Origin of the sequence: Clostridium cibarium, from assembly GCF_014836335.1 — a bacterium.
GTDB lineage: Bacteria > Bacillota > Clostridia > Clostridiales > Clostridiaceae > Clostridium > Clostridium cibarium.
Genome location: NZ_JACSRA010000031.1, coordinates 26,527 through 53,250 on the forward strand (window position 1 = coordinate 26,527; position 26,724 = coordinate 53,250).

Here is a 26,724-nt window from a genome sequence, read left to right on the forward strand (position 1 = left end):
TAATTTTAAAAAGAAGAGTTATCCAACTCTTCTTTCTGCCTCTTCATTCTCTATTACCTGGTTAAGCACTGAATTAACTATACTGTTACATATAAATGCTGAATATAGCAAATCTTTTTCATATCCTTCTACTTCACTATACTCCTCCATATTATATTTAATAAACATCTCTATATCTTCTATCAATAAGTTCTCATCAATTAATTCAACAAAATTAAAATCCTTAGCTATTTTACTTAATTTCTGTTCATATGAAACATGTTTCTTTAAATCACTTTTTAATCTCCATCTTTCACTATGTGCATAGCAAAAGAAATCGCAAAGAAAGTGACATACAACTCCAAGTTCGGCACTAAACTTTTTAATTCCATAACTATAAAAAATTTCCTTTGATGTTAAACTGGACAAAAAATGAACTTTTTCTAAAATCATATTTATACTTTCATCATAAAAGTGTTTTTTTAATTTATATTTAGAAACATAATCTGGTTTCACATTTCCCCATATGAATTTCTTCTTATCTATTAAATTAAGTTTGTCTATGCTAGTTTGTCTTAAAATATTATTAGCTAATATCTTATGGGTATTCATTAGCAATGTTAACACATCCTCTTAATAATTAATAACTAATTTATATTATACACCAAATTCAAATTAATAATACTAGTAACTTTTTGTATATATATGCCTAACTTCCTAAACTACCTGCGGAATTATAGCTTTTCCATTGTACTTCATTAGATATTCATTAGGAAACAATGATATCATTCTAAACATAATAAAGTCACCATATTGCTATGATGACTTTAAACTATAAATATTTTTCATATTTTTCATCCTTACACAAGTCATTTAATAAATGTTTTATTTCTTGATCCTTATTTTTATCCATTACTAGTATTACATCTCCTGCATCAACAACCACCAAATCTTTTATTCCAAGTCCAATGATTAAATTTTTGGCCCCAAATATAGAACAGTTCTCACATTTCTCTAAATATACATTTTTAGATACACTATTACTACTATAACTTTCCAAAAATCTACTCAATGCAGTAAAGCTTCCTATATCGTCCCAAGAAAAATCACATTTGATTACATATGCCTTTCTAGTCTTTTGCATAACTCCGAAATCTATAGAAATACCATCAATTAATTTATATTGTTCTTCAATTATATCTTCTTCATCTTCTTCCCCAATATGCTTGTATATTTCCATTAAACATTTATGCATACTAGGAAGATATTTTTCTATTTCTCTAAGAATAACATCAGCTCTAAAAACAAACATTCCTGAATTCCATAGATAAGTTCCCTTCACCAAAAAATCCCTAGCTACTTCTACATTTGGCTTCTCTGTAAATCTAGTCACTTTATGAGTTGGGATATCTCCTGCAATTCTCTGTCCCATTTCAATATACCCATATCCTGTTTCAGCTCTTGTTGGATCTATCCCTAATGTAATTATCCCTCTTCTTTTATTTGCAAGATCAACTGCTTGCTCTATAGTCTGCAAATAATTATTCGATCCTTCTATATAATGATCTGATGGAAGTACCACCATCACTGCATCTCCATCTTTTTTTAATAGTTTAACTGCCGAAAGACCTATACACGTTGCAGTCCCGTTCTAGACGTTATAGGTCATTTTACCTATATTACGCCCTAAACTTATAGAAAATCTCTACCTTCTTTTCTTTTGTAACCTTATTTTCAGAGACAATAATTTTATCAATTAACGTTTCAACTGTCATTCTTTCAAACTCTTCAAAGTTGAGTATTCTATCTATTTTATCCCTATATGCATTGTATATACTATCTTTATCACTAATCTTTGCAATTATAGAAATTACTTCATCTTTACGTTCTACAAGTATCTGCTGTTTTTTTTGTATTCCTGTAATTAAGATATCCGTATTTCTTTCATTTATAACTTCATTTAGTTTGTCCTCATAAACCTGTTGAAATTGCATATCTAACTTCTTTAGATCCTTTTCAATATTTTTTAATTCTTTTTCATAATCATCTTGTTCATTATAAATTTTCCTTGCAGTATTGTATTCGTCTTCTTTATTAACATATTTATTAACATAGTTTTTTAAATCTTTAATAATTGTTCGCTTCAAAAATTCTTCTTTCACTGAATGACTAGTACAACGACCTCCACCCATCTGACTATTGGTACACTTATATCCTTCAAATTTCTTTCTATATGATACAGAACCTCCGCATTCATTACATTTAATCACAGTAGAAAATGGATGGATAACCCCTCCCTTATATCTGTGATTTTTTGCTCTTTTCTTCATTAGGCTTTGCACTTCCTCGAACATTTCTTTAGTTACTATCCCTTCAAAATCACAGCCATAAATCCAATCTTGTTCATCCGTAGTAACTATTTTTTTCACTTTATAACTTATCTTCTTCCATCTCTGCTGCACCATCATCCCTGCATACTTAGGATTAGTAAGTATATAATGAATTGAATTATTTGTCCAAATTCCAAACTTAGCCCTACCAAAATTCTTAACTCTTGCTGAAGGTGGTTCTATACCTTTTTTATTTAAATATGTTGCTATCTTTCCAAATCCCCAACCTTTGATATACAAAGAATATATCTCTTTAACAACATCAGTAGCTTCATCTTTTGATGGAATTAATTTTATTGTTTTAACATTACCTTCATAATATTCCTCGAACATGTACCCATAGGGTGGTTTACTAGCTATACTTGAACCTCGAATCATCCTTTGTTTTAAAGCATCTCTAACTCTTCTAGAGCAATCTCTAATGTACATCTCATTTAGAATGTTTTTAAAAGGTATTATATCATTATATTCTTGGTCAGTATCAACATTATCTAGAACTGATATAAATCTTACTCGATTTACTTTAAAGTAATCTTCCAAGTAATAACCTGCTGTAACATAATTTCTAGAAAACCTTGAAAGATCCCTAGTCAATACCATATTTATCTTACCCTTTTCAATATCTTCTTTCATTTTGATAAAACTTTCTCTATCAAAATTTGATCCTGAAAAACCTGCATCTTCATATGTTTCTACTAAATTATATATAACATCACTATCAGATTTACTTTTATCAAGCAACCATTTTCTTAGGCTCTGAACTTGTGCAGGTATTGACTCTTGTTGCTCTTTTTTATCAGTAGATACTCTTGCATATATAGCGACATTCCAAATCTTTCTCATGTCATTCACCTCATTTATCATTTGGTAAATGACGATTGTGGGTACAGCTATTATACATCATACAGTTAGCTTCTTCACTCGTTATTTTAAAATTTTTTAATTTTAATTCTATAATTTTTTTCATAAGTTTTTCAAACTCTTGCTCCCCGTTGTAGAAAACAACTACAGGATCCTTTTTAGACATTAAAATGCCTCCAGCATATATTGATAACTATATCATTATATGCTAGAGGCATTCATTTTGTGATTCATTAATATCCTCGGATTGCTTCCGAATATTCCATATTATTTCTATTGTACCCGATTCAAAAATGTTTATCTGCTTAATTAATAGTCGTAAAATACTATTATCTATATCATTAAGGCTACTTAACCAATTAATTAAAGTTTTAATCCTTTGATTTAAAACTTTTACATTATTCTTTTTAATTGAAAGTATTTTAATCTGCTGCTCTATTTTTTTTATATTTTCTTCACAGTCCTTAATCAATAATTTATATATTCTCTCATTTATTATTTCTTCCTTATACTCACCATAAGTTTCTACTATCTTTTTATCTAATTTCTTGATTTCATTGTTTAACCTATCAATGTGAGTATCAATTCTATCCATATAAAACATTTCGTTAGCAATTTGACCCACTTCATCTTTAACCATGTCCATATCCCACTTTAGTTTATGTATATGATCTAAAACCATTTGTTTCAACTCTTCTTCCTTTACAAAATGAGTAGAACATCCTCCATTACTTTGTGAAGAAGCACATTTATATCCTTTATCTCTTTTTTTATAAACTAAAGTCTTACCACAATCCCCACATCTTAATACTCCTGAGAATAAATGAATCTCTCCTTTATTTCTACTGCTAGTCCTACTTTTTATCAATTCCTGAACTTGTAAAAATAATTCTTGTGTTACTATGCCACTAAATCCTTCCCCTAAGATCCAACCTTCTTTATCTACTTTAGTTATTTTTTTGTCTTCCCCACTATTTATGTAACCATTCTTTTTATATCTACCTTGTGCAAAAATACCTCCATATAAAGGGTTTTGTAAAATAGATGCAATTGTACTTTTACTCCATATACCACCATTAGGAGAAATATATTTTTTTTCATTTAATATTTTAGCAATTTCACCGTAACCATTACCTTCTATATATAATCGAAATATTAACCTCACTATTTCTGGTTTATCATCATTATCAACAATATAAATTCTCTTATATTTTAGATATCCTTCACCAAGAATTTTTTCTATTCGATATCCGTACGGAGCTTTAGACGCTATACTGCTACCTTTCTTCATTTTTACTTTATTTGCTTTTCGTACCTTTTTAGATATATCCTTACAATACTCTTCTGCTAAAACTGCTTTTTTAATCAATTCCAATCTATCTTCATTGGTATTTACAATCATGTCATCAAGAGCAATAAATATTACATTCTTTGAAATAAATAAATTATATAATTTGTCCACAATTTCAACGCAATCACGTCCAAATCTATCCATATTTACTACTATAACTATATTCCTTTTTCCATTATTAATGTCTTCTAGCATTCTCTGATACGCTGGTCTTAATTTATTTGTTCCAGAGATTCCTTCATCAATATATGTTTCTATAACTTCCTTATCTATGTTTATATCACTTAAAAAATCATTTATATATTCCAATTGTCGCTGAACTGATGTATCCTTATCTCTCAAGTTTGATATTCTTGCATATACAGCAATTCTAACTTCTTGATTTATTATATTTGTAAATACTTTAGTATTTCTAAAGTCCCCAATTTTATAGTCTTCTTTTTCTATACTGTTAATAAATTCATTAATTTTCATAAGCTTTATCTCCTTTCATTTCTAATTCATTTTCTATCTCTTCATAACTATCACTTAATTTTATTGAAATAAAATTTATATAAATAGCTTCTATACTATTACTACCTTCGTACTTGTCTATAACTTTACAATTTGAAATATTTATCTTTGCCATTTGCATCACTTCCCATCAACTTTTTATAGCCCTAACCTTTTACACAAAATTAATGAGTATTGCAAATTTTCACTTCAAATAATTTTAATAAAATTTATTTTTAATTTTATTTCATCTAATGATTCCATAAAATTACGAGTTCCCCTTCAAAATTTATAGAAAAGATTGAATTAACTTCCTAGAAAAGTTATTCTAAAAAACTATTCTAATAAATTGCTTTTCATTACTAACTAGTTAAAATGTATAAAATTAAAAAGTTTAAAAAATGCTTATACAAATTTAAGGAGTGATTTAATATGGAACTAACACAGTCATTTATTAATACCAAATTAAAAGAAAATGGTGGTAAGTTACTAAATAATAGATGGAGAAAATATTGGACACCTAATACTCCAACAACAGGATATTGCTATATTATCTCTGAGGCAATATATCATTATTATGCTGACATTAATTATACGCCCATGTATATACCGCTTCCCCACAATAAAGGTACTCACTGGTTTTTAAAAAATAAACAAACTGGTACCATTCTCGATTTTACAGCTAACCAGTTTGATAAACCAATAGATTATACATTGGGAATAGGGTGTGGATTTATGAAAGGTTCTATTAGAACAAGTAAAGGATATATCTCTAAAAGAGGTCATGAAATCGCAAAACTCCTAGGTTTGATTAATTAATAATAAATACTTTTCGTTACAATAAAATGGGCTACCGTCAAATAGAACTCCATATCTATTTGGCAGTAGCCTTATAAAAGTGATTTACATGTTTATCAAAATATTATACACTTCATTAATACCTTCATTATGCAGAAATGGCTTCACCTGATTTATTACATTCTCTTTTAATGAATTTCTTTTGCTAATATGATCTTTTTCAGTAATTTTAATTCCCATAATGAACAATATAACATCTAATATAGCAACTGCAACTTCAATATCATTTGCTGTGAAAGTATACTTCAATAAATCTTGAACATCTTTGTATTGCTCTATAAGATTACTGATATCAAATGTTTCTTGTTCATTTTCTTTCCTAATACCAACTTTTAACCATACTCTCTGATCTATGAATTTCAAACGCCCTTTTGTTGTCCTCAAATTGCTATAAATATTTGAAATTCTGCCCTTTTCATTATTTAAAACGTCTAAATCAAATAAATACAAAGAATATAACTCCTGGGCATGTTTTAAAATTAATTGTGAAAGATCTGGATTTATGTTCCTGATATAGATATATATATTCCTACTTGTCCAATAGCTTCTAACTACTGATCCTTCATTAGATACTAATTCTTTATCCAGTTTTTTATAATCCAAATACTCTTCTTCTTTGTCAGATTGAATAACTGTAAATGTATCATACATGCATTTAACAACTATTTTTTCTATTTGAGTAAATCTTTTATTAATATAATCTTTAAAAAAGCCCTTATGCTTATCTAATATTGTCAAGCATGTGCTAGACCATGCATTTAAGATTACCATATCCTTAATTTCTAATAAGTCTGCTGTGCTTAATTTATTAATTACTTCTCTTACTTTAACACTATTCAAAATACGTTCTGTGATATTTTCATTTTGTGTTTTTCTATTTACTATAAATCCTTCATTAATACCATCTTCCTTTATAAATCCTTTTATTATATCTTTTATATTTTCCATTAAAATTCCTCCTTGATATTTATGTTGGAATTTTATTTAATCTATTAATGCAATTTCAAGTAATAATTAGACATCAAAATATAATTTTATTAAGCAACTAAAAGAATATTTCCTATAATTAAAAATGGTTTTTATAATTATCAATTTGTTTCTATATGCCCCAATAACTATGCCTCAAATTAATTTGTATAGCGTTCCATGTAAAAAACTTATATCCCGTAAAGAACTCTGATACCCCTTTAACAACTTATTAATTATATATTTTATTCACCTTTTCAGTGCGAATATAAATTATGCACTATTCTTGTTGTAAAATATCCTTTAACGTTTTTTCCCTTGTTCTATAGTCTTGATTAATTCTACTTTCCATTTCTTCTATTCTCATAGAATTACAAATGAATTCATATAAAAAATAATTCAATTCATTCTTTCCACCTTTTTCCCATACCTTTACAACCTCTTCATACTTCATCTGCCTATTTCTCTCTTTCAATAATTTATTTACTATCTTCTTTATCTAAACCACAGCTAATTTTAAATATTTCTAAAAAGTTATTAATATTTATTATACACCTAAATCAATTATATACTTTTATAATAAACATTAAGTGTATAAATACAACATAGATCAAATATGTTGTATTTATATACAATTATTTTTTGTCATTTTAAGATACAGAATATAATTAATTATATAAATCTTACTGGCTTCCCAGGTAATTTATTAAGCATCTGATTTGTTGTATATATATCTAATACTAATTTATTACTGCCAACTTCATCCGAAATGTAGTAATTTGTACTATATACCTTAGCATTTTTAAACCCACATAATAAGTCCTCCAATTCAATAATATTTGTATTGGTATCATCATAATTCTTACAATATTCAGAAATTCCTTTACTATTACAACCAGCTACGCATATGTGGTATCTTAAATTGCCCATATAATTTTTTATATCTGTAATGAATAAATTTGATTCATAGTTATCGTTTTTATTTTTGAAATAATTTTTTAACTTAGTCATAGGAAAATAGTACACAGTATTAGGCCACCATCCACCTGGTTCATCTTCATTTATATAGGCAAAAGAGTCCTTTTTTAGTATATTGCTTAATTCTTCATCTTCAAAACAATTATCAATACACATAAAAAAAAATTGAACTGGTTTAAACTTACTATTAATATATTCATTATTTTTTTCTTTAAATTCTTCTAATTCAAGCACTTGCATTTTTATTGGAATTGATATTCCATTTTTTAAATATTTATAATCTATAGGATACCCCATATATTCAAAATCATTTTCCCCAAATCCATCTTTATTTTGTTTAATTCCTACTTTATACGCTGTCCCTATACTTGTAATATACTTATCTGGTATATTCTCCTTAACAAAATTCTGAAGTTGATCAAAACTAATAAAATTTAAACTCATACTTATCATCCTTTCTTATGTTTTTTATGATATTCTTAATATTGCTTGTCATTTTTTCTATATATTACTTTAATTAATTATTATAGCTTTTCTAAATTCACTGCCACACCTTGTCCAAAAAAATATGGTGAAATTAGTAAATAATATTCCCCTTCTCCTGCCCAAAAATGTTCAACTTCTTCATATTGTTCTTGTATCAGTGTAATTGGTTCTTTTAAATATTGTGCTATAATACTGTACACTTGTTTCAATAAATCAGCTTGATTTACAACAACAATTTTTTTATAAAAACCATTTTGGGGATTATATTTAATAACCAAATTTTCATAGTAGGCTTCTTGTGTTATTATTGACTTTGAATTAATCATTAGCGATCATCCTTTCTTTTTTGCTCTACATATAATACATAACATACTTTTCATCACTTTCTGTCTCTTACCGAAAATTCTTCTAAAAATAATAACACTTGTCACCTACTAGGTAATATTCGTATATGTAATTTCCTTTTCATATAAAAAAAAGAAAAGCATACATATCAATTATGTTTGCTTTTCTTTTAAAATTTGTTTTATTGTTCTTGCTATCACTTCAGCCATTATTGGCGGTACTGCATTTCCAACTTGAACATATTGCCACGTTCTTGGCCCTTCAAATTTAAAGTTATCAGGAAAACTCTGTATTCTTGCAGCCTCTCTTACTGTGAGCGACCTACATTGATTAATATCTGGATGTATATTATAATGCCCATCTTTAGAGATATGAGCTACAATTGTATGTGGTGTATCTGTCCACCAATGAACTTTAAAACGATCTAGAAACCCATGAGTATTTTTATGATTTCTTGTGTCATCTGGGAAGTCACAATAATAAATTTGCTTTCCTTCCATTTTTCCTTCTATAGCCATTTTATAGTTTCTGCTATCGAAGTCTTTTATAGTTCTAGCTTTATGATTTAAAACCCCAATACTATCTTCCCTCATTAATTTTTGAAAATCAGATAACTTTCTCTTATCATTATAAGAATAGCTAACAACTTTAAAATCTTCTCCTTCTCCTGGTGATAAAGCAGGTAAGTCCCCAATAACATTTTTTGTATTCATATCTTCCTTAACTAACCCAGCATTACTTAAAAAATCTGGATACTCCATATTGAAGTCATCTTTAACTCCAATTAAAATCATTCTTTTTCTGTTTTCATATACACCAAAATCCTTTGAGTTTAATATATTTTCTTTATGATTCTTACTTTTTCCAGACATTAATTTATAGCCTATCTCTTTAAATTCGCTTTCAATTTCATTAAAAATAGCACCATTTTTAGCAGTTAAAATACCTGGAACATTTTCAAATACAAATAATTTAGGTGAAAAATGATTTACTATTTCTTTATAATATTTAAATAAGTAATTTCTTTTATCTTCAACTACTTTTTCTTTCATTCTAGATCTTCCTATAATTGAATATGCTTGGCAAGGTGGGCCACCAATAATTACGTCAACAGAAGATTTATTATTATATTTCATAGAGTCTTCAATCAATTCTATAATTTCTTCAATGCTTACTACTCCATCCTCTTCTTGTGGATTTCCAAATGCTTTATTTATTACTTCTTTTTCTAATTTCATCTTTAACTCTGGATACTTTTTAAAGATAATTTCTCTAGATTTTTCTATTGTTTTATAATCTATACTATTTTTCAGGTACTCATTATAAGTTGCTAAATCATTTCTATTTTTTAAATAATAAAAACAACTCCTTGTCTTTAAAGTTTCACATGCCCATTTCTCTTTTTCAACATGAGCTATAACCTCAAACCCTTGCGTATAAAACCCCTCAGTTAAGCCACCTGCACCTGAAAATAAGTCAATTACTACCAATCTGCTCACCTCACTTCTGTACAACCATTCTTAATTATACCAGGTACGCATCTATAACACAATTTTTTTAAGTTAAGATCTTCTTTATTCTCAATATAAAAAGAGTAATCACCGATTACTCTTTTAAACTATATCTTTTCAAAAACTTTTTTCTTTATAAGTTCATTAAATATTTTCTCAATTTGAATACATTTATCATTAGAATTGAAAACAACACCCATTTCAATATTTCCTAAAATTCCATGATATGATAAATTTGATGATGTTACAATTCCTTTCTGTTTGTCAGAAACTATTACCTTAGCATGTAATGCCGCCATTTTATCTTTACCATCTGCCTTATAGTTATATATACTCAAAAATTTACCTTTATACATAACTAGATTTTTGAACTGACTTTCTTTACTATAAAAATCATTTACAAACAATTTTACTATTACTCCTGATTTGACTTTGTCGATTATTTTTTCAATTTTATCATCCACATAATCAGAAACTGAATATCCTGTAATTAGTATGCTTTTGTTAGACTCATTGATTAGTTCATCAATAACAGTATGAGTCTTTCTCGATTTTATATTAAAAGAAACAGGTGCTGTAACTACAATGTCAAATTCATCATTCTTCTTGTTGTTATGCATATAATAAGCTATTTCTATAACTTTAATTTTTTCTTCAAAGGACAAATTAGGAAACATTTTATTAATCAACTGAATTGACTTAATATTATTGGTGCAAAATAGATGCTCTACTCCTTTTTCTTCTACTAGTTTATTAATTACTTCAAACTCACAAATAAGATTTTTATTTAATATATCAATGTTTATATTTCTATTCCACATTCAGTTCTCACCAATTCATCAAAATATCCATTAACCTGTCTGCCACTTAATGTAAGTAGAGTACATCTATCCAGCAATCTATTCCCACTTTCGCACGATGTCTCTGATATCATAGTGCAAGAATGACAAGCTGCACCATTTATTCTTTGTTGCTCTGGTTCTAAAGTCATGCATCTTGGGTCTGTTGTGCAAGTTATTGAATTCTTCAATGCATTTAAAAGTATTTCAGTAAAATTACATATACGGCCCATTTCTACTAATCCACCTAACGAACCTTCCTTATCAGAACTGCCAGTGTATAATAAAACACCACACATATTTTCACTAAAATATATTCTTTCTTTTATTGCAGCCGACGAATATCCACATTTCATTGACAACTCTTTTATTAATACATGGGCAAAAGTATGAAGCAATACATAAACTATATTTTTAGATTTAGCATTTTTCCATCCCTTTTCTTCAATATATTTATCATAATGCTCCGTATATTTTTTTGAAAGTTTATGTATATGTGGATCATCACTCCACTTATTTATACTTTCTTTATTGAATTCTATAAAAATCCCCTCACCATTAATATTTACAGCTGGAAGCCATCTATCATTCGGATTTACTGAAAGCTTAGTTATTCCTACTGGTTCATCCACTTCAGGTTCAGGTGAATCATTTCTCATAAAACCTAATAAAACTAATACTTCTCTAAGTCTGTGTACTTTTATTATTCTGCTAAAATACTTTTCTAAATATGAAGGCAAAACCTCTTCTTCAGCCTTAAAGTAATCTTCCCTTTTATAATCAAAATCTTCAAAATGAGTTATTGCTGAATATTCCATTTCTTTAATTTCAACGTATTCTTTTATTTTATCATCTCGCCTCTTTAAAGCATCCTTAAATTCCTGAAAACTGTATTTAGGTTTAAAATGTTTATCATAAACTTTTTCGTCCGCATCCTCACCCAAATACTCCCTCAGATCCTTTATTGATTTATAATGTTCATCTATTAAAGAATATAATGGATTTATCCAAGGTGGAATGGAAATAGCACTTCTTAATACTGGAAAATATACATTAGATGCACCTCTTTGAAGTGGCACAACACCTTTTTTACACTTATTATATTCTTTTTTTCCTGGTCTATGTGGATATCTACCAGTACACATAAATCCGCTAAAGTTCTTAATTTCTGTCGCACCAGTCATACTTCTTGAATCTCCACACTCACAGATTACCTTTAAATCACCTAGCGAAGATGTATTACCTGTTGATATAAGTTTCATTTTACCTGTGCAGTTTGTTTCTCCATGATGAACCCACCATTTCCAAGGAAAATCATCTAAATGTCCATCTTTACATGAAACTATAAACCTTGCTGGATATGCTGGTTTACCACAGTCTGGACATGTTGGCCCAAACTTAAGATATTTCTCTAGTTCAAAATCATCTCTTATATCAAATAATCTATTGCATTTTTTACTTGAGCATATATGATAGTTAGGAAAAGATACTACTGGTAGATCTTCTTTGAAAGAAGTTCTTGGTGATAAAAAATAATCCACACCTAAATACGATGCTAGTCTAGCATCTGTTATTCTCCTTCCTGTATTCTTCCAATAGTTAGTATCTAATATAACAACAGAATCTTTTACTGAGTCCAAAATTGCTCCTGGCCCAAAAGTTGTAATTAATTGTCCTGGTCTAATCTCACCTAGTTTATTTATCACAACTACACCCCCTCATAGTAATATAATGCAGAAGCTGTTTCAACTTCCCTCATTGAATTAAGTGTAGGCTTTTCTTTATCATTGATATACTTGTCATAATAATTTAATAGCCTATTACATTTGTCCGTATTAACAACATAATAAAATAAGTTTTTTTCTTCTTCATTTAGACGCTTCCAATCATCTAAGAATATATCAATTTCCTTTTCTGTATCAGTTAAATTTAATATCTCAACATTTTTCACCCTGTCTAATATTATCTGCTTAGCTTCATTAATAATCATATCATCAATAGTATCAATATTCCCCGCCCCCTTGTTAGGAGCCATATCTACATTCCTAAGTCTAAGTAAAGATACTATTATAGCATGTAAAACTCTATCTCTTGCTCTTGCTGCAAATGGCGTAGCCGTAGTTCCTTCAACATACCTATATAATTGAGAATGATAAGACACAAAATTCTCATAATGAGATAAATCTCTTGGTCTATACGGATTATATACTGTAATAACAAGGCCTGGATATTTTCTTCCTACTCTACTAGTAGCTTGGATATATTCAGAACTTAATTTAGGTTGCCCAGTAACAACCATTAGACCTAATCTATCAATGTCCATTCCAACCGCTATCATATTAGTTGCGATGGCAGCATCAATACATCCTTTTTCACCTAGACTTTTTTCAAGGTTTTCAAGCACTTGCGGTATTTTATAAGAAGGAGTTCTTGATGTTATTTCATCATGTATGTTTATATATCTTTCCTTATCATATCCATATTTTTTTACCAATCTATGAATTCTTGATGGTATGTCATCGTCTAAAAGCCTAACTGTACCACCAAGTTCCCTAACGCTGTTGAAATATCCAATTAAAGTTCTATATGGATCTAAATAATCTTTAAATTCATTATTTTTCAATAAATTTTCAGTTGATTGTAGTAAGACTGAATATATTCTCAATAATGTAGTTTTCATAGACTGTCCGTTAGCACAAACTGCTCCATATAACCTAAACGGCTTTTCATCCAAACTTACCTCTTTTGCAAAGAATGAATCTTCTACTGAAAAACCACTCGGTGGAAATTGAAAATATTCATTTCTTCCATATAGGCATCTTATTTGCTCCCCAGCATTTTTAATTGTTGCTGTTGATACAATGTATTTGGGCAAAATTATTTTTCCATCAATATTAGCTTTACACATTTCTTCTACTGCTGTTTCATATCCACCATAAATTGTTCCTAATGGCCCTGTTATTAAATGTAATTCATCTTGTATAATTAGCTCAGGTGGATAAAATGGTTTAATGCCCTTAATGGTTCTAGTTGCCTTATGACTTCCTGAACTTTGATGACTATTATGCCCTTCTTCACCTTCAGAAATAAATCCACATCTTGGACATAGTCTATTTGTCCTTCCAAATAGCAGTGCGGTCTTTTCATCCCATGCTAACCTTGCAAACTTATCTACAGTAGAAATTATTACAGTAGGACATTTCCTATAAATTTCTTCGTCTACAAGGAAAACGGGTATTTTGTGTTTATTAAAATAACACTTTTTATTACTACAATGTATCTCCACCTTATTCTCTACTAAGTCCACATTATAATCTTCATCTTTTATTTTGTTTCCACAACAAGGACACTGAATTATCTGTTTGGTTAATTTATTAAAAGTTGCCTTAACCTTCTGTGGATCTTCATCTTCAAATTCACTAAATTTATTAGGCGTAACAGTTCCACCTACCCAAAATCCAATAGAAATTTCACTATTTCCAAATTTACCTTGGCTCTTACACCTTATCATTTCAGCTGCACTAATCATTTTAAGTAATCTATCTCTTTGTTGTGTTGTAAGTAACCTAAGTGTATATCTTAAAAATACTGTAACCCCACCATCTTTTTCATATTCAACACATTCATTTGAGCTAATTCTTCTATAACCTATTATAAAAGCTGCAATTCCTAAATATGCCTCGGTCTTCCCTCCACCTGTAGGGAAAAATAATAAATCTACTATATCTCTTTCTTTAGAAGACGGCTCTACTATCCCTTCTATATTTAATAATACAAACGCTATTTGGAATGGTCTCCAACTTGAATGCTCCTTCTCAAGTTCATCCTTTAGTGAGCATACTACCCCTTTACTATTTTTCTTTGAAAACATATCCATACTTCTTTGGAGAAACATAACTTGGTTAGCAAAGCAAAATGATTGTAGAACTTTATCATTGTTTTCTATTAGTTCAATACCTTTTTTTATTCTGTCTAATGCCATCTCACATTGGTAAATTATAGACCTTGCATCTTCATTGAAATCTTTATCGTAAATTAACTCATTATTTTTTAGTCCATTAATCCATAACTCATATTTCTCTGGAATAATACTCAGAATTTCAATTATTTTAGATTTATTTTTAGGATTAGAAAAATATTTCATTGAAAATACTTTTTCATCAACACCTTCTAATATTGTACTTACAGAAGGGATCTCATAACTTGGTATAAATGATGATTTAACTTTTTTAGCAAGTTCATTATTTTCATTTTCCCAAACAACTGCACAGCCATATCCTCTTGAGAATACTGGTTTATTTCTATAAAGATAATCATCAATCTCATTTTTTGTGTTAATGCTGTTTAATTCTGAAATAAATACACTCTTACCATCTTCTCCATACACTTCTAATTCCACTTGAAACATCATGTTTTCAATCTTTTCGGAAGATGTACTTCTCATGTTTGATAAGAATACTGCAACCATTATAGTATTAGTATTCTTAAGCTTGTATTTCAATAAATTAATAAATACTCCTTCATCTATCTCAAATTTAGTTTCTTTACTAAATGGCGACAATTCTATTTCAAACGGTTTGTGTTTTCCTTCACGTTGCCATCCAGTACGTATAGATTTTTTTTTCTTCTTCTCTGTTTCACCTTCAGGAGTCTCTATTTCTTCTTGAACTTTATAATATTCACCCCATCTTGCAATTCCTAATACTCTTTCTTCTGAGCCATCTATATAAAAATTAAATCCTATAGAGGACTGTTGTTTAAATCCTTTTTTCTGTACTTTATTTTCTTCTTCTAAATCCTCGTCTGTTGCTTTCCTAAACATATTTTCATTAGCATATTTATCACTTCCTATAGCCTCTAACTCTTCATCATAATCGTCAATATCGCTATCCATAGGTTGTAATATTCCTGTAATGTAACTAGCAACTGGTGATTCACTTAATATCTCTTCTTTTTCATATGGCCCTATTAAGTCACTTCTTAGATCATTAATTAGTATCTTTCTAACCTCTCTATATTTTCTCAAATCATTATCCATTATTTTCATCTCCCATATTTTCAGCTAAACCTTTGGTAAATGCAAATGTATTATCTAATTTAATCTTATCATCTGCAATTAAACAATACTCCCATTCTTTTCCCCCATCAACTTTACTTGCATACTCACACCACTGTATAGCAGCAACTGCTTTCTCTTTAACATTCTTGCTATCGACTTCTATTCTATTTTTAATCTCTACTAAATATTTTCTATCATCAGTCTCTACAATAAAATCAGGATTATATTGTTTACCGCTTTTATAAAATATTCCAATTTGATTTAATGGTGGTTTTACCCACTTTAAAACTTCTTTGTCTTCTTCTAAAATAACAGCAAATTTTCTTTCAGCATCACTATCAAACGCCACTTTATCATAATAAGACTTCTTAAAACCAGTATATATATATTTTCTAATCTCATTTTTATTTTTAATTTCTTTCCTAAAATTGATTTCTCCATCGGTCTTTTTTATATGTTTTGTAAACCCACTAAATACAATAAAATCCTGCTCTACATTATATAAAACTTCTGTTTCATCAATGATATTTTCGTAAATTTGCTTTTTAATATCTTCTACTATTAAATAGCCGTATCTCCTAACAATCTGATTTATACTTTCTTCATCCCTATTTATATGTTTAATATATTGATTTACTATATTCATAATATATTCTGCATCTTCATAACTGAATTCAGGAATCGCATCTAAAAGCATACACGCTAATGTATTTTCTCCGTCTTCTACCGCAAGAGATATGGCTTCGACTTCTTCCAATAACTTATTATTTAATAGATCATATCTTTCAATTATAGATTTTTCATTTTCAAAGTTTTTAATATTGCATTTTATATTAAAATCTTTAAAGCTTACAGAAGTATTAAAACTTATACTTATTTTAGGAATATCTATATTTTTTTCAGCAAATTGTGCTATTTTATTCTTAAACTCTTCTTTTGATAAAATCTTATTTTGAATCTCCTCATTAGACATATCTTTTTGTATGCTCTTATTCAGTTGTTCATGTAATACTACTTGTGATTCTACTTGTTCATCTTCTATTCTTTCTGTTTTATCAATGAAATCAAATAGACTAACATTTTGAAAACCAGTGTTTACTTCTTTACTCTTTTTGGGTACAAAACCTTTTAAATAACTTGCATACAAGTTGTTTATATTATCTTCTTTTAATAATTCATTCGATTTCTTTATATTGTTCATCTTTATTGCATATTGAATTTCACTTTCTTTATTGTCAAATATAGACTCTATACTAACTTGCTGAATATCTTCGATATCCTTATCATCTAAATTTCTTGTCTTAAATATAGGATTTTCCCTAACGTCATCTATTATTTCTCTATAGTGTTCATGTGCTACAATCTCCAATGTATCTAACTGTTCGTTTCCTGTTATTTTACCAAAAGGTAGTCTTAATCCTCTACCTATTGTCTGAATTGCTAAAACATCACTCTTTGCAGCATTTAAAGGTATAATAGTAAATAAATTGTTGACATCCCAACCCTCTTTTAATTTGTATACATGTAAAACTATTTCTATTGGATTTGTGTTTTCTTCTATAGTTAATAACTTTTGTATATTTTCTTCTGTTTCTTCACTACCAGTCCCTGAATGTATCTCAATTACCTTTCCCCTGTACTTTCCTTCAAAAAATTCATCTGAGTCAATTAACTTTTTTACTTCTGAGGCATGGTTAGTATCTTTACACGAAACTAATACTATTGGTTTAACTAACGTCAATTGATTTACTGAACAATATTCGTAAATATTTTTTTTCCTTTCTTCATGCAGTTTAATTCCGTCTTTTAATTTCATCTCTTCTATATCTTTATCTGAATATCCACCAGTATTGGTTCTTCCTACGACTACTGGTATCTTTAAATACCTTCCCGCTGCTTTGGCAAGATCATAAGTAAAAATAATGTTCTTATTAGATAATTTAGGTGTAGCTGTAAATTCAAGTCCTAGTATTGGTTTTAAATCATCTATTGCCTTTTTAGATGCTGGAGCATAATATCTATGAGATTCATCCATACAAATTACTAGATCGTCAAAGCTTCTTAATATATTAGCAAATGAAGCACCAAGTAATTCATTATATTTATGGAACTTAAATTCCACATCTCCTCTATTGAAAATCTTACCAATATTAAAAATGAAAATTTCCACATTATTTTTCGATTTTTCATCTAAAGCAATTTGACTGTATTTAAGATAGTTTTCTCCATCATATACCCGTGGTTCACCAAAATCATCTAACCCTTTAAATATGTATTTAGGATGAAAAGCATGGAATTCTTTCTTTAACTTTTCATAAATAGTATTTCCAGGAGCTAATATAAAAAAGTGTTTATATCCTTTTGTTTTATATAAGTAATATATACTTGCACCCATTAATCTAGTTTTTCCTAGTCCAGTTGCCATTGAAAAACAAAATGATGGAAAATTAAACTCTTTATCAATTTTTATTGTTTCCTTATTCTCACAATTTATCGTAGCAGTTTCCTCAGCTTGTTCTTTAGAACAACTTTTGTAATCCAATTCTGCACTTATACTCTCCAAATAACTTAAAGCATCATATTGAGGTTCTCTCAAACTCATATACATTTTTATCTTATCTATTACTTTCATTGTATTATTCCTCACTCTCAAAATCACATTTCTGTAATAGATCCTTGGGAATTCGCTTTACTTCTATATTATCTGGTAAAACCATGTCTGATTGCATTCTTGTACAATATACAAGTAATGACTCTTCCTCAGAGATCTCATTTCTTAACATTTCAATATATTTTTGATTAAGAAAATTCGTTGTAATATGAATGAATCGTTTTTCAGATGAATACCCCTGAAAATGGCCACGTGGTAAAAAAGTAAAGTCCTCGATCTTGCAAATAGCCTTGCATATCATTTCTAGTGAATATTTAGGATTTATAATATAAGTTCCTAGTTTTTTATCTTTGACCATAAGACTCTCGCTAAGTTCATAGAACTTAAATCCGCCTCCACCACTCCAATTTACTACATCCGAAATTCCAGTTTTATCTCCATTTATAACATTTATTAATCGCTTTAAAGTATGTGTATAGCAATGCTCTCCTAATTCAATAGTAATCCAATTTCTGCTCATTTTGTGGGCTACTGCAGCTGTACTGCCACTTCCTGCAAATGAATCTAATATATAATCTCCCTTGTTGCTAAATAACTCTAGAAACATTTTAATTAATATTTCAGGTTTCTTCCCGCTTTTGAACTCAACTCCGCCTTCATGCCTACAGTTTCCAAAGTATGATGCTAAATCTATATAATTAGAAATAGGTAAGTTTTTTTGATTTTTTTCGCTACTTATATTATCTACTGGCACACCCTGATAATATTTCCCCCTAGAAGCACTCTCTTTTTTAGGGCCTGTAAAATATCTATAATCATTCATATCATCACCTATTCCATACACTTTATATAGAATTTTTAGTCCATCTTCTTCCTGTCTTCCACTTAAATAGTCCCTAAAAAATCTTCCTGATGAATTTCCATCTAAAATGCTTCCCGATGCCCATATCTCTTTTAAACCATTTATAGAACCAGATCCTTTTTTTATTTTATAATTTTTATCATTGTAAATCTCAACCTTTTTTCCACCTAAAGTAATTTCTTTAAAAGGTTCATTGGCCTCAATATACCACTCAAATTTGTCGTAATTATATTCAGCTTTAGGTAAATTAGGTTTAGATTTTTCAGACTTACTATATACATGAACTTGTTCAATTAATTTGTGATAATCCATATCTTGTTTTAAAGTCTTTTCTGGATATCTAACTTGAATATAAAAAGTAACCTTATAATTTTTTCTTCCAAAGACTTCATCGAGTAGAACCTTTAAATATTCTCCTTCTGAATTATCAATATGAACACATATAAAACCATCCTCTGCTAATAGGTCTTTTAGCAGTTCGAGACGATCTCGCATCATATTTAACCATATGGAATGCTCTAATTCATCATCATAATACTCAAATGCATTTCCAGTATTATATGGAGGATCTATATAAATACATTTTATTTTGCCTGAAAACTCCTGTTGTAAGGCTTTGAGAGCAAGAAGATTGTCCCCATGTATTAGCATATTACTTGCATTTGAATCTCCATAAGACTTTTCTCTGTCTTCTATTAATATTCTTGGTTCTATTTTCTTTCGATTATATTTATCTACCCACGTTAATTCTAATTTACCTCTATTCTCCATTCTTACTCCTCCGTAATGTATCTAATTTCGCAAATTATTTGGCATACAGGTTCTATTTGTAGGTTACTTTCAAAATCCTTTACCATTTTATTTGCTTCATTGTCAATTAGTTCAATATCTTTATGATAGTTTAATGTCATTGTAGTTTTTTCACTTTCTTTGTCTTTCATTTCCTTGCTTATTTTTAACTTTTCCTTAAAATCTTTTGAATCTCTAAAACTACTCTTTAAAACCTCTATTTCTTTATCAATTTCTTCAAAGTAATGTACTAAATAATCTTTCTTTAAAACTTTCCAATTCTCTATTTTACTTTTTTCGTAATTAAGAAGTTCATTATTTTCCTTATAATATTCTAACATAAAACTTTTTAAACTTTCTTCTTTTATTATGTTTAACTCTGTTAAACTAATTAAACTTTCGCCAACTTCTTGTATAATTTCCGCCTTACTTAAGGTATCTATAATAGTTTCTTCTTTAACTATAAATTTATTTTTTTCATCTTTACAAATTAGAACTGGTTTAACTAGCTGCCCTTTATTTAATATAGCACCAATACATATATACCCTTTTGTAAAAAACTCTAGATCATTTCCTTTGATATTTATTAGATAATTTTTATTTTTAATTGGAGAATTTGAGTCTAATTTACTATTACTTGTATATGTCAAACATTCATTATACTTGTACAGTTTATTATTTAAATCAGTGTAAATTTTGCTTTTCTTATTATCATCCCAAAATGTAAATAACTCTTTTAAATCTTTAAATCCTTTGTTTCTTTTCTTTTCAAATTCTTTTCCGAGTTTGTTGAATTCTTTATTAAATTCTCCAACCGTACTACATTTTTGATATATATCTAAAACTCTCTTTTCAAAACTTTCACCACTTTCTAGCAACCCAATAGCTTCATCAGAAGCCCCAAACATTCCATTAAATAAACTTAATTTTTCAGATAATATTTCGTATACCCTCTTATCAGCAACATTTTCTGTGTTCAACAAATTAATTACACTGACATCATTTTGCTGACCATATCTATGGCATCTTCCTATTCTTTGTTCAATCTTTTGTGGATTCCAAGGCAAGTCATAATTAATAACCGTATTGCAAAATTGTAAATTTAACCCCTCAGAACCTGCATCCGTTACAACAAGTATTTTGCTTTCATGCTTAAAATAGTCAACTATAGCATTTTTTATTTCAATACTTCTTGAATACATTGTATTTCCATAATTCTTAACACGCCATGCTCTATATATCTCCTTAGTTCGCCTGTCATTATTGGATCCATTAAATATCATAATTTCATCGTTATATCCGTTTTCCATTAGCAACTCAACTATGTATTTTTGAGTTCTAATAGACTCTGTGAATATTACTACTTTTTCATCTATACCTTGTTTTTTCTGATTCCTAAAAGCAATGTCTACAGCTTCAATTAAGGCTGTTCCTTTTGAATTTGTAGTTATGCTTTCTGCCGAAGTAATTATTTTATCAATTTCATTTATTTCATTTTGAATGAATTCATTTACTTTTTCTCGATCAAATAATTCGTATGTATTATCTCCATTATCATCTTCTGTCAAATTATCATCTTCATCAATAAAATTTAAAAAATAATCTAATCCTTCATTTACACTACTTACTGCTGTACTTTCTTTTAATAAGATTAATCTATTTTTTAAAACCTGAAAAGTCTCAGCAACTGCGTAACTTGAAGATGCCGTTAGTTTCCTTATCACCATAGTCATTAATGTTTTATTTGAAGTTGGTATAGCAAATGTTATTTCCCTTTTAAGATAATTATTTATCATCTGATATAATATTGCTTCCTTAGGCGTAAAAGCAAAATCAACCGTTATGCATGTCCTGCTTGAAAAATGAATTCTGTCCTTAACATCTTTTCTTAGTGTTCTTTTTATAATCTGCTTTAAGCTATTTTTCAGTTCTATGTAATTTCCATCATTTAAAAACTTTTTTGAAAAACTCTTTTTGCTATAAAATATTTTTTCGTCTATAAATTGCACTAACCCAAATATATCGTATAATGTATTCTGGATAGGCGTAGCCGTTAGCATTATCTTAGGTATTTTATTAGTTAGGAAATAAATTTTCTTTGCTAACTTAACATTTGACTTATGTACATTTCTTAATTTGTGAGCTTCATCAAAGATAACTAAATCCCATGCTATATTCTTTAACTTCTCTGCATATAGGGCAGCAAATTGATATGAACATATAATAATCCCTTCATTATTGTCACCCTTTATGACATCATCAAAATTGTACCCTTCCACTATTTTTGCTTCTAACTTAAACTTCTCTTCTAACTCAATCTGCCATTGTTTTCTTAAACTTGATGGAATAATTAACAATATATTTTTTCTATTACTTAAATAGTAGTATTTCATAATTAAACTAGCTTCGATAGTTTTTCCCAACCCAACTTCATCAGCTAATATTGCTCCACCATTATTTAAACTATTAATGCCAAACAAAAATGCTTCTACCTGGTGGGGATTGATATCTATATTGGAATTGTATAAACAAAACAATGGATTATTTTTAAGGTATTCATATTTTATTGAATTATACAACTGTATAAAGTAATTATCTTTCATCTTGTTGTTCCTCTTCGTAATATTTTCACAAAAATACAATATTTTCATAATAATTATATTTTACATGAAATACAGGAATATTTAAACTAACATAATAATATGGATCATATACAATTTGTACATGATCCATATTATTAATAAGATTTGATTAATGTTACCCAGTTATTAGTCAAACCATTCAAATCTAGTTTCGATATATTATTAACATTCCTATTACCTATATAATTTTTCCTACTTTTATTACAAACGGAATACTTTTATGACAATTGTTATAAAGGTATTCCATTTACCATATTCCTTAATAGCTTGTTCTTAATCAAAAACTTCCAAATTAATCTTAATTACTTTCTAAATACATACCCCAAACACTCTGATCCTAATAATACTTCATATATTCCTTCACTATATACATAAGATTCCCATTGGTAGTTTCCTGTAAAATAAGAGGATAATATTCTATCTCCAGGATTCAGATAATATACTGGTTTTACTAATACTTTTGTTTTATTATTAATTCTATAATAATAGTGTAAATCATAATCGTTTGTAATCCATTCTAAAAAATTAGAATTTTGTAAGTTGACGAATTGCTCCTTTACCTCACCTACAGTAAATGATTCTCTTCTTTTTATAATCATATCGCCTTTGCTATCAAATACGATATCTTTTTCTGGAACTGTTATCTTTACAGAGTCCTTATTTATCTGTATATACTCCATATGTTCCATGCTTTTGAAAACATACCTATTCCCGAATAATCCATTCTTCTCAAAATCACAGATGATTCTTTTATGAATTTCCAACTTTATTTCATCTTCTCCAAAATAAAAACCATTTTTTTGATTTCTTTTGGAATATTCACAGGCCCATAATGCCCTTTTATATTCTCCTAATTCAACCAATGCCTTAGCATGTTGAGTATAAGCATTTATGTTTATATTATCTAAATTCATCTCATACACCCTATCAAAACAGTCACTAGATTCCTTATATCTTTTTAGTTTATATAATATTTTGCCTTTTTGATAATATGCATCTTGATTTTTAGGATTATTTTCAATAATTCTATCAGCTACAAGTAATGCATCTTCAAATTTTGAAAGTTTTAATAGTGAAGTAAACTTAAATTTCAATGCTTCACCATTAAGGCTATCTATCATCAAAATCTTATCAGTTATTTTATCTAGTTTATCGTATTCATCAGAATAATAATATTCACCTGCTTTATTTATATATTCTATTAATAATTGTTGAGTACAATTTTTATTATTCATAGTTTCTTCCCCCATATTATATTTTTATACTTACATTTATATTGTGACATATATCATATTTATTTAATGAACCAAATAAAAAATAAATAACACTTGTCACCTACTACTTCCTATTAAAATTATTAGTTAATTTAAAACTTTTGTAATTACTACCTAAATTTAAAACATAGGAACAATAAGAACCACCCCTAGCACTACGGTTTTTATTGTTCCTATCATTTCATAAAAAAACCTTTATAAACTTGACTTAAATCGCTTTATCAATATGATGTAAAAAACATTAGAGTTACTAATATCACGTTAATATCCACTTCTTCGTAAATTGAACATATTAAGGAAACTGACAAATAACAATTCGTTAAATATAACGTTAGTAGCTCTTCCAAAAGGAGGAGTTATAATGAATATTAATATTAACGAAAGGCCTAATGTACATATTTCAGATTTTGAATTTTTATCCTTATTAAAAGACAAAGGTGAATCTGTGTACTTTAAACTTTTAAAGGAAACAAACAAAAGCACATCCATACCTATTAACTGTAAACTTACTTTGGACGATGAATGTGAATATCCTTTGTTTCAAAAACTATTTAAAAAATATCAAAATGAAGGATTTGGAGTCTTTTTCACAGTAAATAATGGGGGTTCTAAACAAGAAAGTATAAAATCTCTATCTTCGCACTTTATAGACATGGATTTTGGTAAAGTACCTGTAATAAAAGATGGTAAAAATATTATCAATTTCGATAATAAGCCTGTATTCCAATATAGAACTGATGAAGAAATTGAACATTACAAAAGAACATTCTTATCCAAATTAAATAATTTCAAATTATGCCCAAACATTATTATAGAAACAAAAAATGGTTTTCATATTTATTGGTTACTCGATAGAAGTAAACCTTGCGACAAAACATTATTTACACCACTACAGATAGAATTAATTAATTACTTTGGTAGTTTAGAAATAAGAAAGGAACATGCTGACTTGAGTTCAAAAACTATTGAGAGATTATTAAGAATACCTAATTATTTGCACCTAAAGGATCCTGATAATCCTTTTTTAGTAAAATGTATATATCTAAATACTGACATTAGATATACACAGGAAGATATCTCAAATGCATTGAATATAAATATATCTTATTTAAAAACTATAAACAATAAAAAAAGTAAGTCAGATAAAAAATCTACTTCTATGCCAATTACTAATATCTCTAATCTAGATATTAAATTAAAAAACAGTATTACTAAAATTGATTTTAATGATGTGTTTAAATATTTTAGAACCGAAATAGATTTGAGGGATTTCCTAACGATTAACTGCCCCATCAATGAAAATTTCTCATGTATTTTTCACGATGATAAACACCCATCAGCACAAATTTCTAAAGCTTCTGATGGAAGTTATAGATATTTTTGCAACTCTTCTAACTGCAATTTTAGTAATAATAGAGGCTTAGATATTATAGATATAATTAAGTTGCAAAAAAACTTATCTACCTCTGAAGCATTACACTATTTGTGTAATCTTTATGAAATTAAGATAATAGATTACACTTGGATACAAAAAGAGACTAAAAAATTAGAAAATAATTATAATCTATTAGTCAACTATAATGAATTTAAATCTATGTTTCCAAATATCCATAAATTACTTAGATATGGTTATCCAGTAATTTTTCAACTTCTATTTGTAGCTAGAAACAGTCTACAAAACACATTTTTACAAAGTGAGGGAAGCAGCATCTTCTTTATATCTAATCGCTATTTGGCAAAAGAGATAGGTAAAAATTTAACTCGTACAAATCAATATCTCAATTTGCTATGCGTATTAGGTTTAATTAATAAAATAAATGATAAAAAAATTCCCCATGATATGTTGCATAGAGCAAAAGAAATTGCTAAAAAAAATGGACATAATAGAATATCATTTTATACCATACCTGATTTTTTATTGGTACTTTCTAATGCCGAAGCGATTGCTACACGACTGAATGAAAACAGGTTTTCTATTAATGCTATGAGTAAAAAGTATATTGAAAATATTTTAGGAACAGATTTTGCTAATAAAATTTATCTTGTTCCAATAAAAGACTTGACGGTAAGGCAACAAATTAGAGACCATTTAGAATGCATAGTTATAAATAACATTGTTGAGTTTGGATACACTACCAAGGATATGGTAGTAAATGAAAAAATATTAATTAATAATAAATATATTGACTTTTCAACAAGACAATATGAATTTAGCAGAGTTATTCCTGATTTACTGCAAAAATATGACTTAGTTTATGTTAAAGCGAACCATAAAATCAATTCTATACTTGGAATAGATACTAAAAAATATATTATCATAAAAAGAGATTTATTAAGTTAAAAACATAGGAACAAGAGGATGTAGAATAACTTGTGTAAATTGAATATTGGATATGTTTTATAACTGGAAATTTCATTTCCAGTTATATTT

General features: G+C 28.2%; 19 protein-coding genes and 1 pseudogene. 2 read left to right on the forward strand and 18 right to left on the reverse strand.

What is annotated here, in order from left to right; translation table 11 throughout:
- Positions 1-18 precede the first annotated feature (18 nt).
- From H9661_RS16340 to H9661_RS16365, 6 genes and pseudogenes are all read right to left on the reverse strand, one after another.
- Positions 19-591 (reverse strand): zinc dependent phospholipase C family protein, encoded by a 573-nt coding sequence (locus tag H9661_RS16340; protein ID WP_143316901.1) that lies wholly within the window; start codon positions 589-591, stop codon positions 19-21.
- A 220-nt stretch (positions 592-811) separates the two neighbouring features.
- Positions 812-1,624, reverse strand: a pseudogene (locus H9661_RS16345) (mannose-1-phosphate guanylyltransferase); the annotation flags it as partial.
- Positions 1,625-1,658: 34 nt separating this feature from the next.
- A complete protein-coding gene (locus H9661_RS16350) occupies positions 1,659-3,212 on the reverse strand; it encodes a recombinase family protein (protein ID WP_191769830.1) in 1,554 nt (517 codons plus the stop codon).
- 10 nt (positions 3,213-3,222) lie between these two features.
- Positions 3,223-3,396, reverse strand: a complete 174-nt coding sequence (locus H9661_RS16355; RefSeq protein WP_191769832.1) for a hypothetical protein — start codon at positions 3,394-3,396, stop codon at positions 3,223-3,225.
- Between the two features lie 42 nt (positions 3,397-3,438).
- The gene (locus H9661_RS16360; RefSeq protein WP_191769834.1) at positions 3,439-5,055 is read right to left on the reverse strand and encodes a recombinase family protein; all 1,617 of its coding nucleotides are present in this window, start codon (positions 5,053-5,055) and stop codon (positions 3,439-3,441) included.
- Positions 5,045-5,209: a hypothetical protein gene (locus tag H9661_RS16365; protein ID WP_191769837.1), complete on the reverse strand. Its 165-nt coding sequence runs from the start codon at positions 5,207-5,209 to the stop codon at positions 5,045-5,047. The genes H9661_RS16360 and H9661_RS16365 overlap by 11 nt, the downstream gene beginning before the upstream one ends.
- Before the next feature lie 296 nt (positions 5,210-5,505).
- Between H9661_RS16365 and H9661_RS16370 the strand changes: the two genes are divergently transcribed.
- Positions 5,506-5,892, forward strand: a complete 387-nt coding sequence (locus tag H9661_RS16370; protein WP_191769839.1) for a hypothetical protein — start codon at positions 5,506-5,508, stop codon at positions 5,890-5,892.
- Between the two features lie 84 nt (positions 5,893-5,976).
- On the opposite strand, the gene H9661_RS16375 is transcribed toward H9661_RS16370, so the two are convergent.
- The 12 genes from H9661_RS16375 to H9661_RS16430 all read right to left on the reverse strand — a co-directional run bounded on the left by H9661_RS16375 (position 5,977) and on the right by H9661_RS16430 (position 24,254).
- Positions 5,977-6,879 carry a hypothetical protein gene (locus tag H9661_RS16375; protein ID WP_191769841.1) on the reverse strand — a complete coding sequence of 301 codons (903 nt, stop codon included), beginning with the start codon at positions 6,877-6,879 and terminating at the stop codon, positions 5,977-5,979.
- 298 nt (positions 6,880-7,177) lie between these two features.
- Complete coding sequence (locus tag H9661_RS16380) at positions 7,178-7,351, reverse strand: hypothetical protein (protein ID WP_191769843.1); 174 nt, start codon at positions 7,349-7,351, stop codon at positions 7,178-7,180.
- Between the two features lie 218 nt (positions 7,352-7,569).
- The gene (locus H9661_RS16385) at positions 7,570-8,319 is read right to left on the reverse strand and encodes a hypothetical protein (RefSeq protein ID WP_191769845.1); all 750 of its coding nucleotides are present in this window, start codon (positions 8,317-8,319) and stop codon (positions 7,570-7,572) included.
- Positions 8,320-8,399: 80 nt separating this feature from the next.
- Positions 8,400-8,687 carry a hypothetical protein gene (locus H9661_RS16390; protein WP_191769847.1) on the reverse strand — a complete coding sequence of 96 codons (288 nt, stop codon included), beginning with the start codon at positions 8,685-8,687 and terminating at the stop codon, positions 8,400-8,402.
- Positions 8,688-8,858: 171 nt separating this feature from the next.
- On the reverse strand, positions 8,859-10,196 hold the full coding sequence (locus H9661_RS16395; protein ID WP_191769849.1) for a DNA cytosine methyltransferase: 1,338 nt from the start codon (positions 10,194-10,196) through the stop codon (positions 8,859-8,861).
- Positions 10,197-10,324: 128 nt separating this feature from the next.
- Positions 10,325-11,038 (reverse strand): phospholipase D-like domain-containing protein, encoded by a 714-nt coding sequence (locus tag H9661_RS16400; RefSeq protein ID WP_191769851.1) that lies wholly within the window; start codon positions 11,036-11,038, stop codon positions 10,325-10,327.
- A complete protein-coding gene (gene drmB / locus H9661_RS16405; protein ID WP_191769853.1) occupies positions 11,020-12,762 on the reverse strand; it encodes a DrmB family protein in 1,743 nt (580 codons plus the stop codon). Before drmB ends, H9661_RS16400 begins: the two co-directional genes overlap by 19 nt.
- Before the next feature lie 2 nt (positions 12,763-12,764).
- Complete coding sequence (drmA, locus tag H9661_RS16410; protein WP_191769856.1) at positions 12,765-16,094, reverse strand: DISARM system helicase DrmA; 3,330 nt, start codon at positions 16,092-16,094, stop codon at positions 12,765-12,767.
- Positions 16,087-18,747, reverse strand: coding sequence for a DEAD/DEAH box helicase family protein (locus H9661_RS16415; RefSeq protein ID WP_191769858.1), 2,661 nt, complete (start codon positions 18,745-18,747; stop codon positions 16,087-16,089). The genes drmA and H9661_RS16415 overlap by 8 nt, the downstream gene beginning before the upstream one ends.
- 4 nt (positions 18,748-18,751) lie before the next feature.
- Positions 18,752-20,359, reverse strand: a complete 1,608-nt coding sequence (locus H9661_RS16420) for a site-specific DNA-methyltransferase (protein WP_191769860.1) — start codon at positions 20,357-20,359, stop codon at positions 18,752-18,754.
- A 2-nt stretch (positions 20,360-20,361) separates the two neighbouring features.
- Positions 20,362-22,980 (reverse strand): DISARM system SNF2-like helicase DrmD, encoded by a 2,619-nt coding sequence (drmD, locus tag H9661_RS16425; RefSeq protein WP_191769862.1) that lies wholly within the window; start codon positions 22,978-22,980, stop codon positions 20,362-20,364.
- 341 nt (positions 22,981-23,321) lie between these two features.
- Positions 23,322-24,254 (reverse strand): tetratricopeptide repeat protein, encoded by a 933-nt coding sequence (locus H9661_RS16430; RefSeq protein WP_191769864.1) that lies wholly within the window; start codon positions 24,252-24,254, stop codon positions 23,322-23,324.
- Positions 24,255-24,654: 400 nt separating this feature from the next.
- On the opposite strand from H9661_RS16430, the gene H9661_RS16435 reads away from it, so the two are divergent.
- Positions 24,655-26,634, forward strand: coding sequence for a hypothetical protein (locus H9661_RS16435; protein WP_191769866.1), 1,980 nt, complete (start codon positions 24,655-24,657; stop codon positions 26,632-26,634).
- The last annotated feature ends 90 nt before the right edge of the window (positions 26,635-26,724 follow it).

What these genes read in the sequence shown, in the direction of transcription:
- H9661_RS16340 (WP_143316901.1), bottom strand. Translation starts at nt 591, where the DNA reads ATGAATACCCATAAGATATTAGCTAATAATATTTTAAGACAAACTAGC.
- H9661_RS16350 (WP_191769830.1), bottom strand. Translation starts at nt 3,212, where the DNA reads ATGAGAAAGATTTGGAATGTCGCTATATATGCAAGAGTATCTACTGAT.
- H9661_RS16355 (WP_191769832.1), bottom strand. Translation starts at nt 3,396, where the DNA reads ATGTCTAAAAAGGATCCTGTAGTTGTTTTCTACAACGGGGAGCAAGAG.
- H9661_RS16360 (WP_191769834.1), bottom strand. Translation starts at nt 5,055, where the DNA reads ATGAAAATTAATGAATTTATTAACAGTATAGAAAAAGAAGACTATAAA.
- H9661_RS16365 (WP_191769837.1), bottom strand. Translation starts at nt 5,209, where the DNA reads ATGGCAAAGATAAATATTTCAAATTGTAAAGTTATAGACAAGTACGAA.
- H9661_RS16370 (WP_191769839.1), top strand. Translation starts at nt 5,506, where the DNA reads ATGGAACTAACACAGTCATTTATTAATACCAAATTAAAAGAAAATGGT.
- H9661_RS16375 (WP_191769841.1), bottom strand. Translation starts at nt 6,879, where the DNA reads ATGGAAAATATAAAAGATATAATAAAAGGATTTATAAAGGAAGATGGT.
- H9661_RS16380 (WP_191769843.1), bottom strand. Translation starts at nt 7,351, where the DNA reads ATGAAGTATGAAGAGGTTGTAAAGGTATGGGAAAAAGGTGGAAAGAAT.
- H9661_RS16385 (WP_191769845.1), bottom strand. Translation starts at nt 8,319, where the DNA reads ATGAGTTTAAATTTTATTAGTTTTGATCAACTTCAGAATTTTGTTAAG.
- H9661_RS16390 (WP_191769847.1), bottom strand. Translation starts at nt 8,687, where the DNA reads ATGATTAATTCAAAGTCAATAATAACACAAGAAGCCTACTATGAAAAT.
- H9661_RS16400 (WP_191769851.1), bottom strand. Translation starts at nt 11,038, where the DNA reads ATGTGGAATAGAAATATAAACATTGATATATTAAATAAAAATCTTATT.
- drmA (WP_191769856.1), bottom strand. Translation starts at nt 16,094, where the DNA reads ATGGATAATGATTTGAGAAAATATAGAGAGGTTAGAAAGATACTAATT.
- H9661_RS16415 (WP_191769858.1), bottom strand. Translation starts at nt 18,747, where the DNA reads ATGAAAGTAATAGATAAGATAAAAATGTATATGAGTTTGAGAGAACCT.
- H9661_RS16420 (WP_191769860.1), bottom strand. Translation starts at nt 20,359, where the DNA reads ATGGAGAATAGAGGTAAATTAGAATTAACGTGGGTAGATAAATATAAT.
- drmD (WP_191769862.1), bottom strand. Translation starts at nt 22,980, where the DNA reads ATGAAAGATAATTACTTTATACAGTTGTATAATTCAATAAAATATGAA.
- H9661_RS16430 (WP_191769864.1), bottom strand. Translation starts at nt 24,254, where the DNA reads ATGAATAATAAAAATTGTACTCAACAATTATTAATAGAATATATAAAT.
- H9661_RS16435 (WP_191769866.1), top strand. Translation starts at nt 24,655, where the DNA reads ATGAATATTAATATTAACGAAAGGCCTAATGTACATATTTCAGATTTT.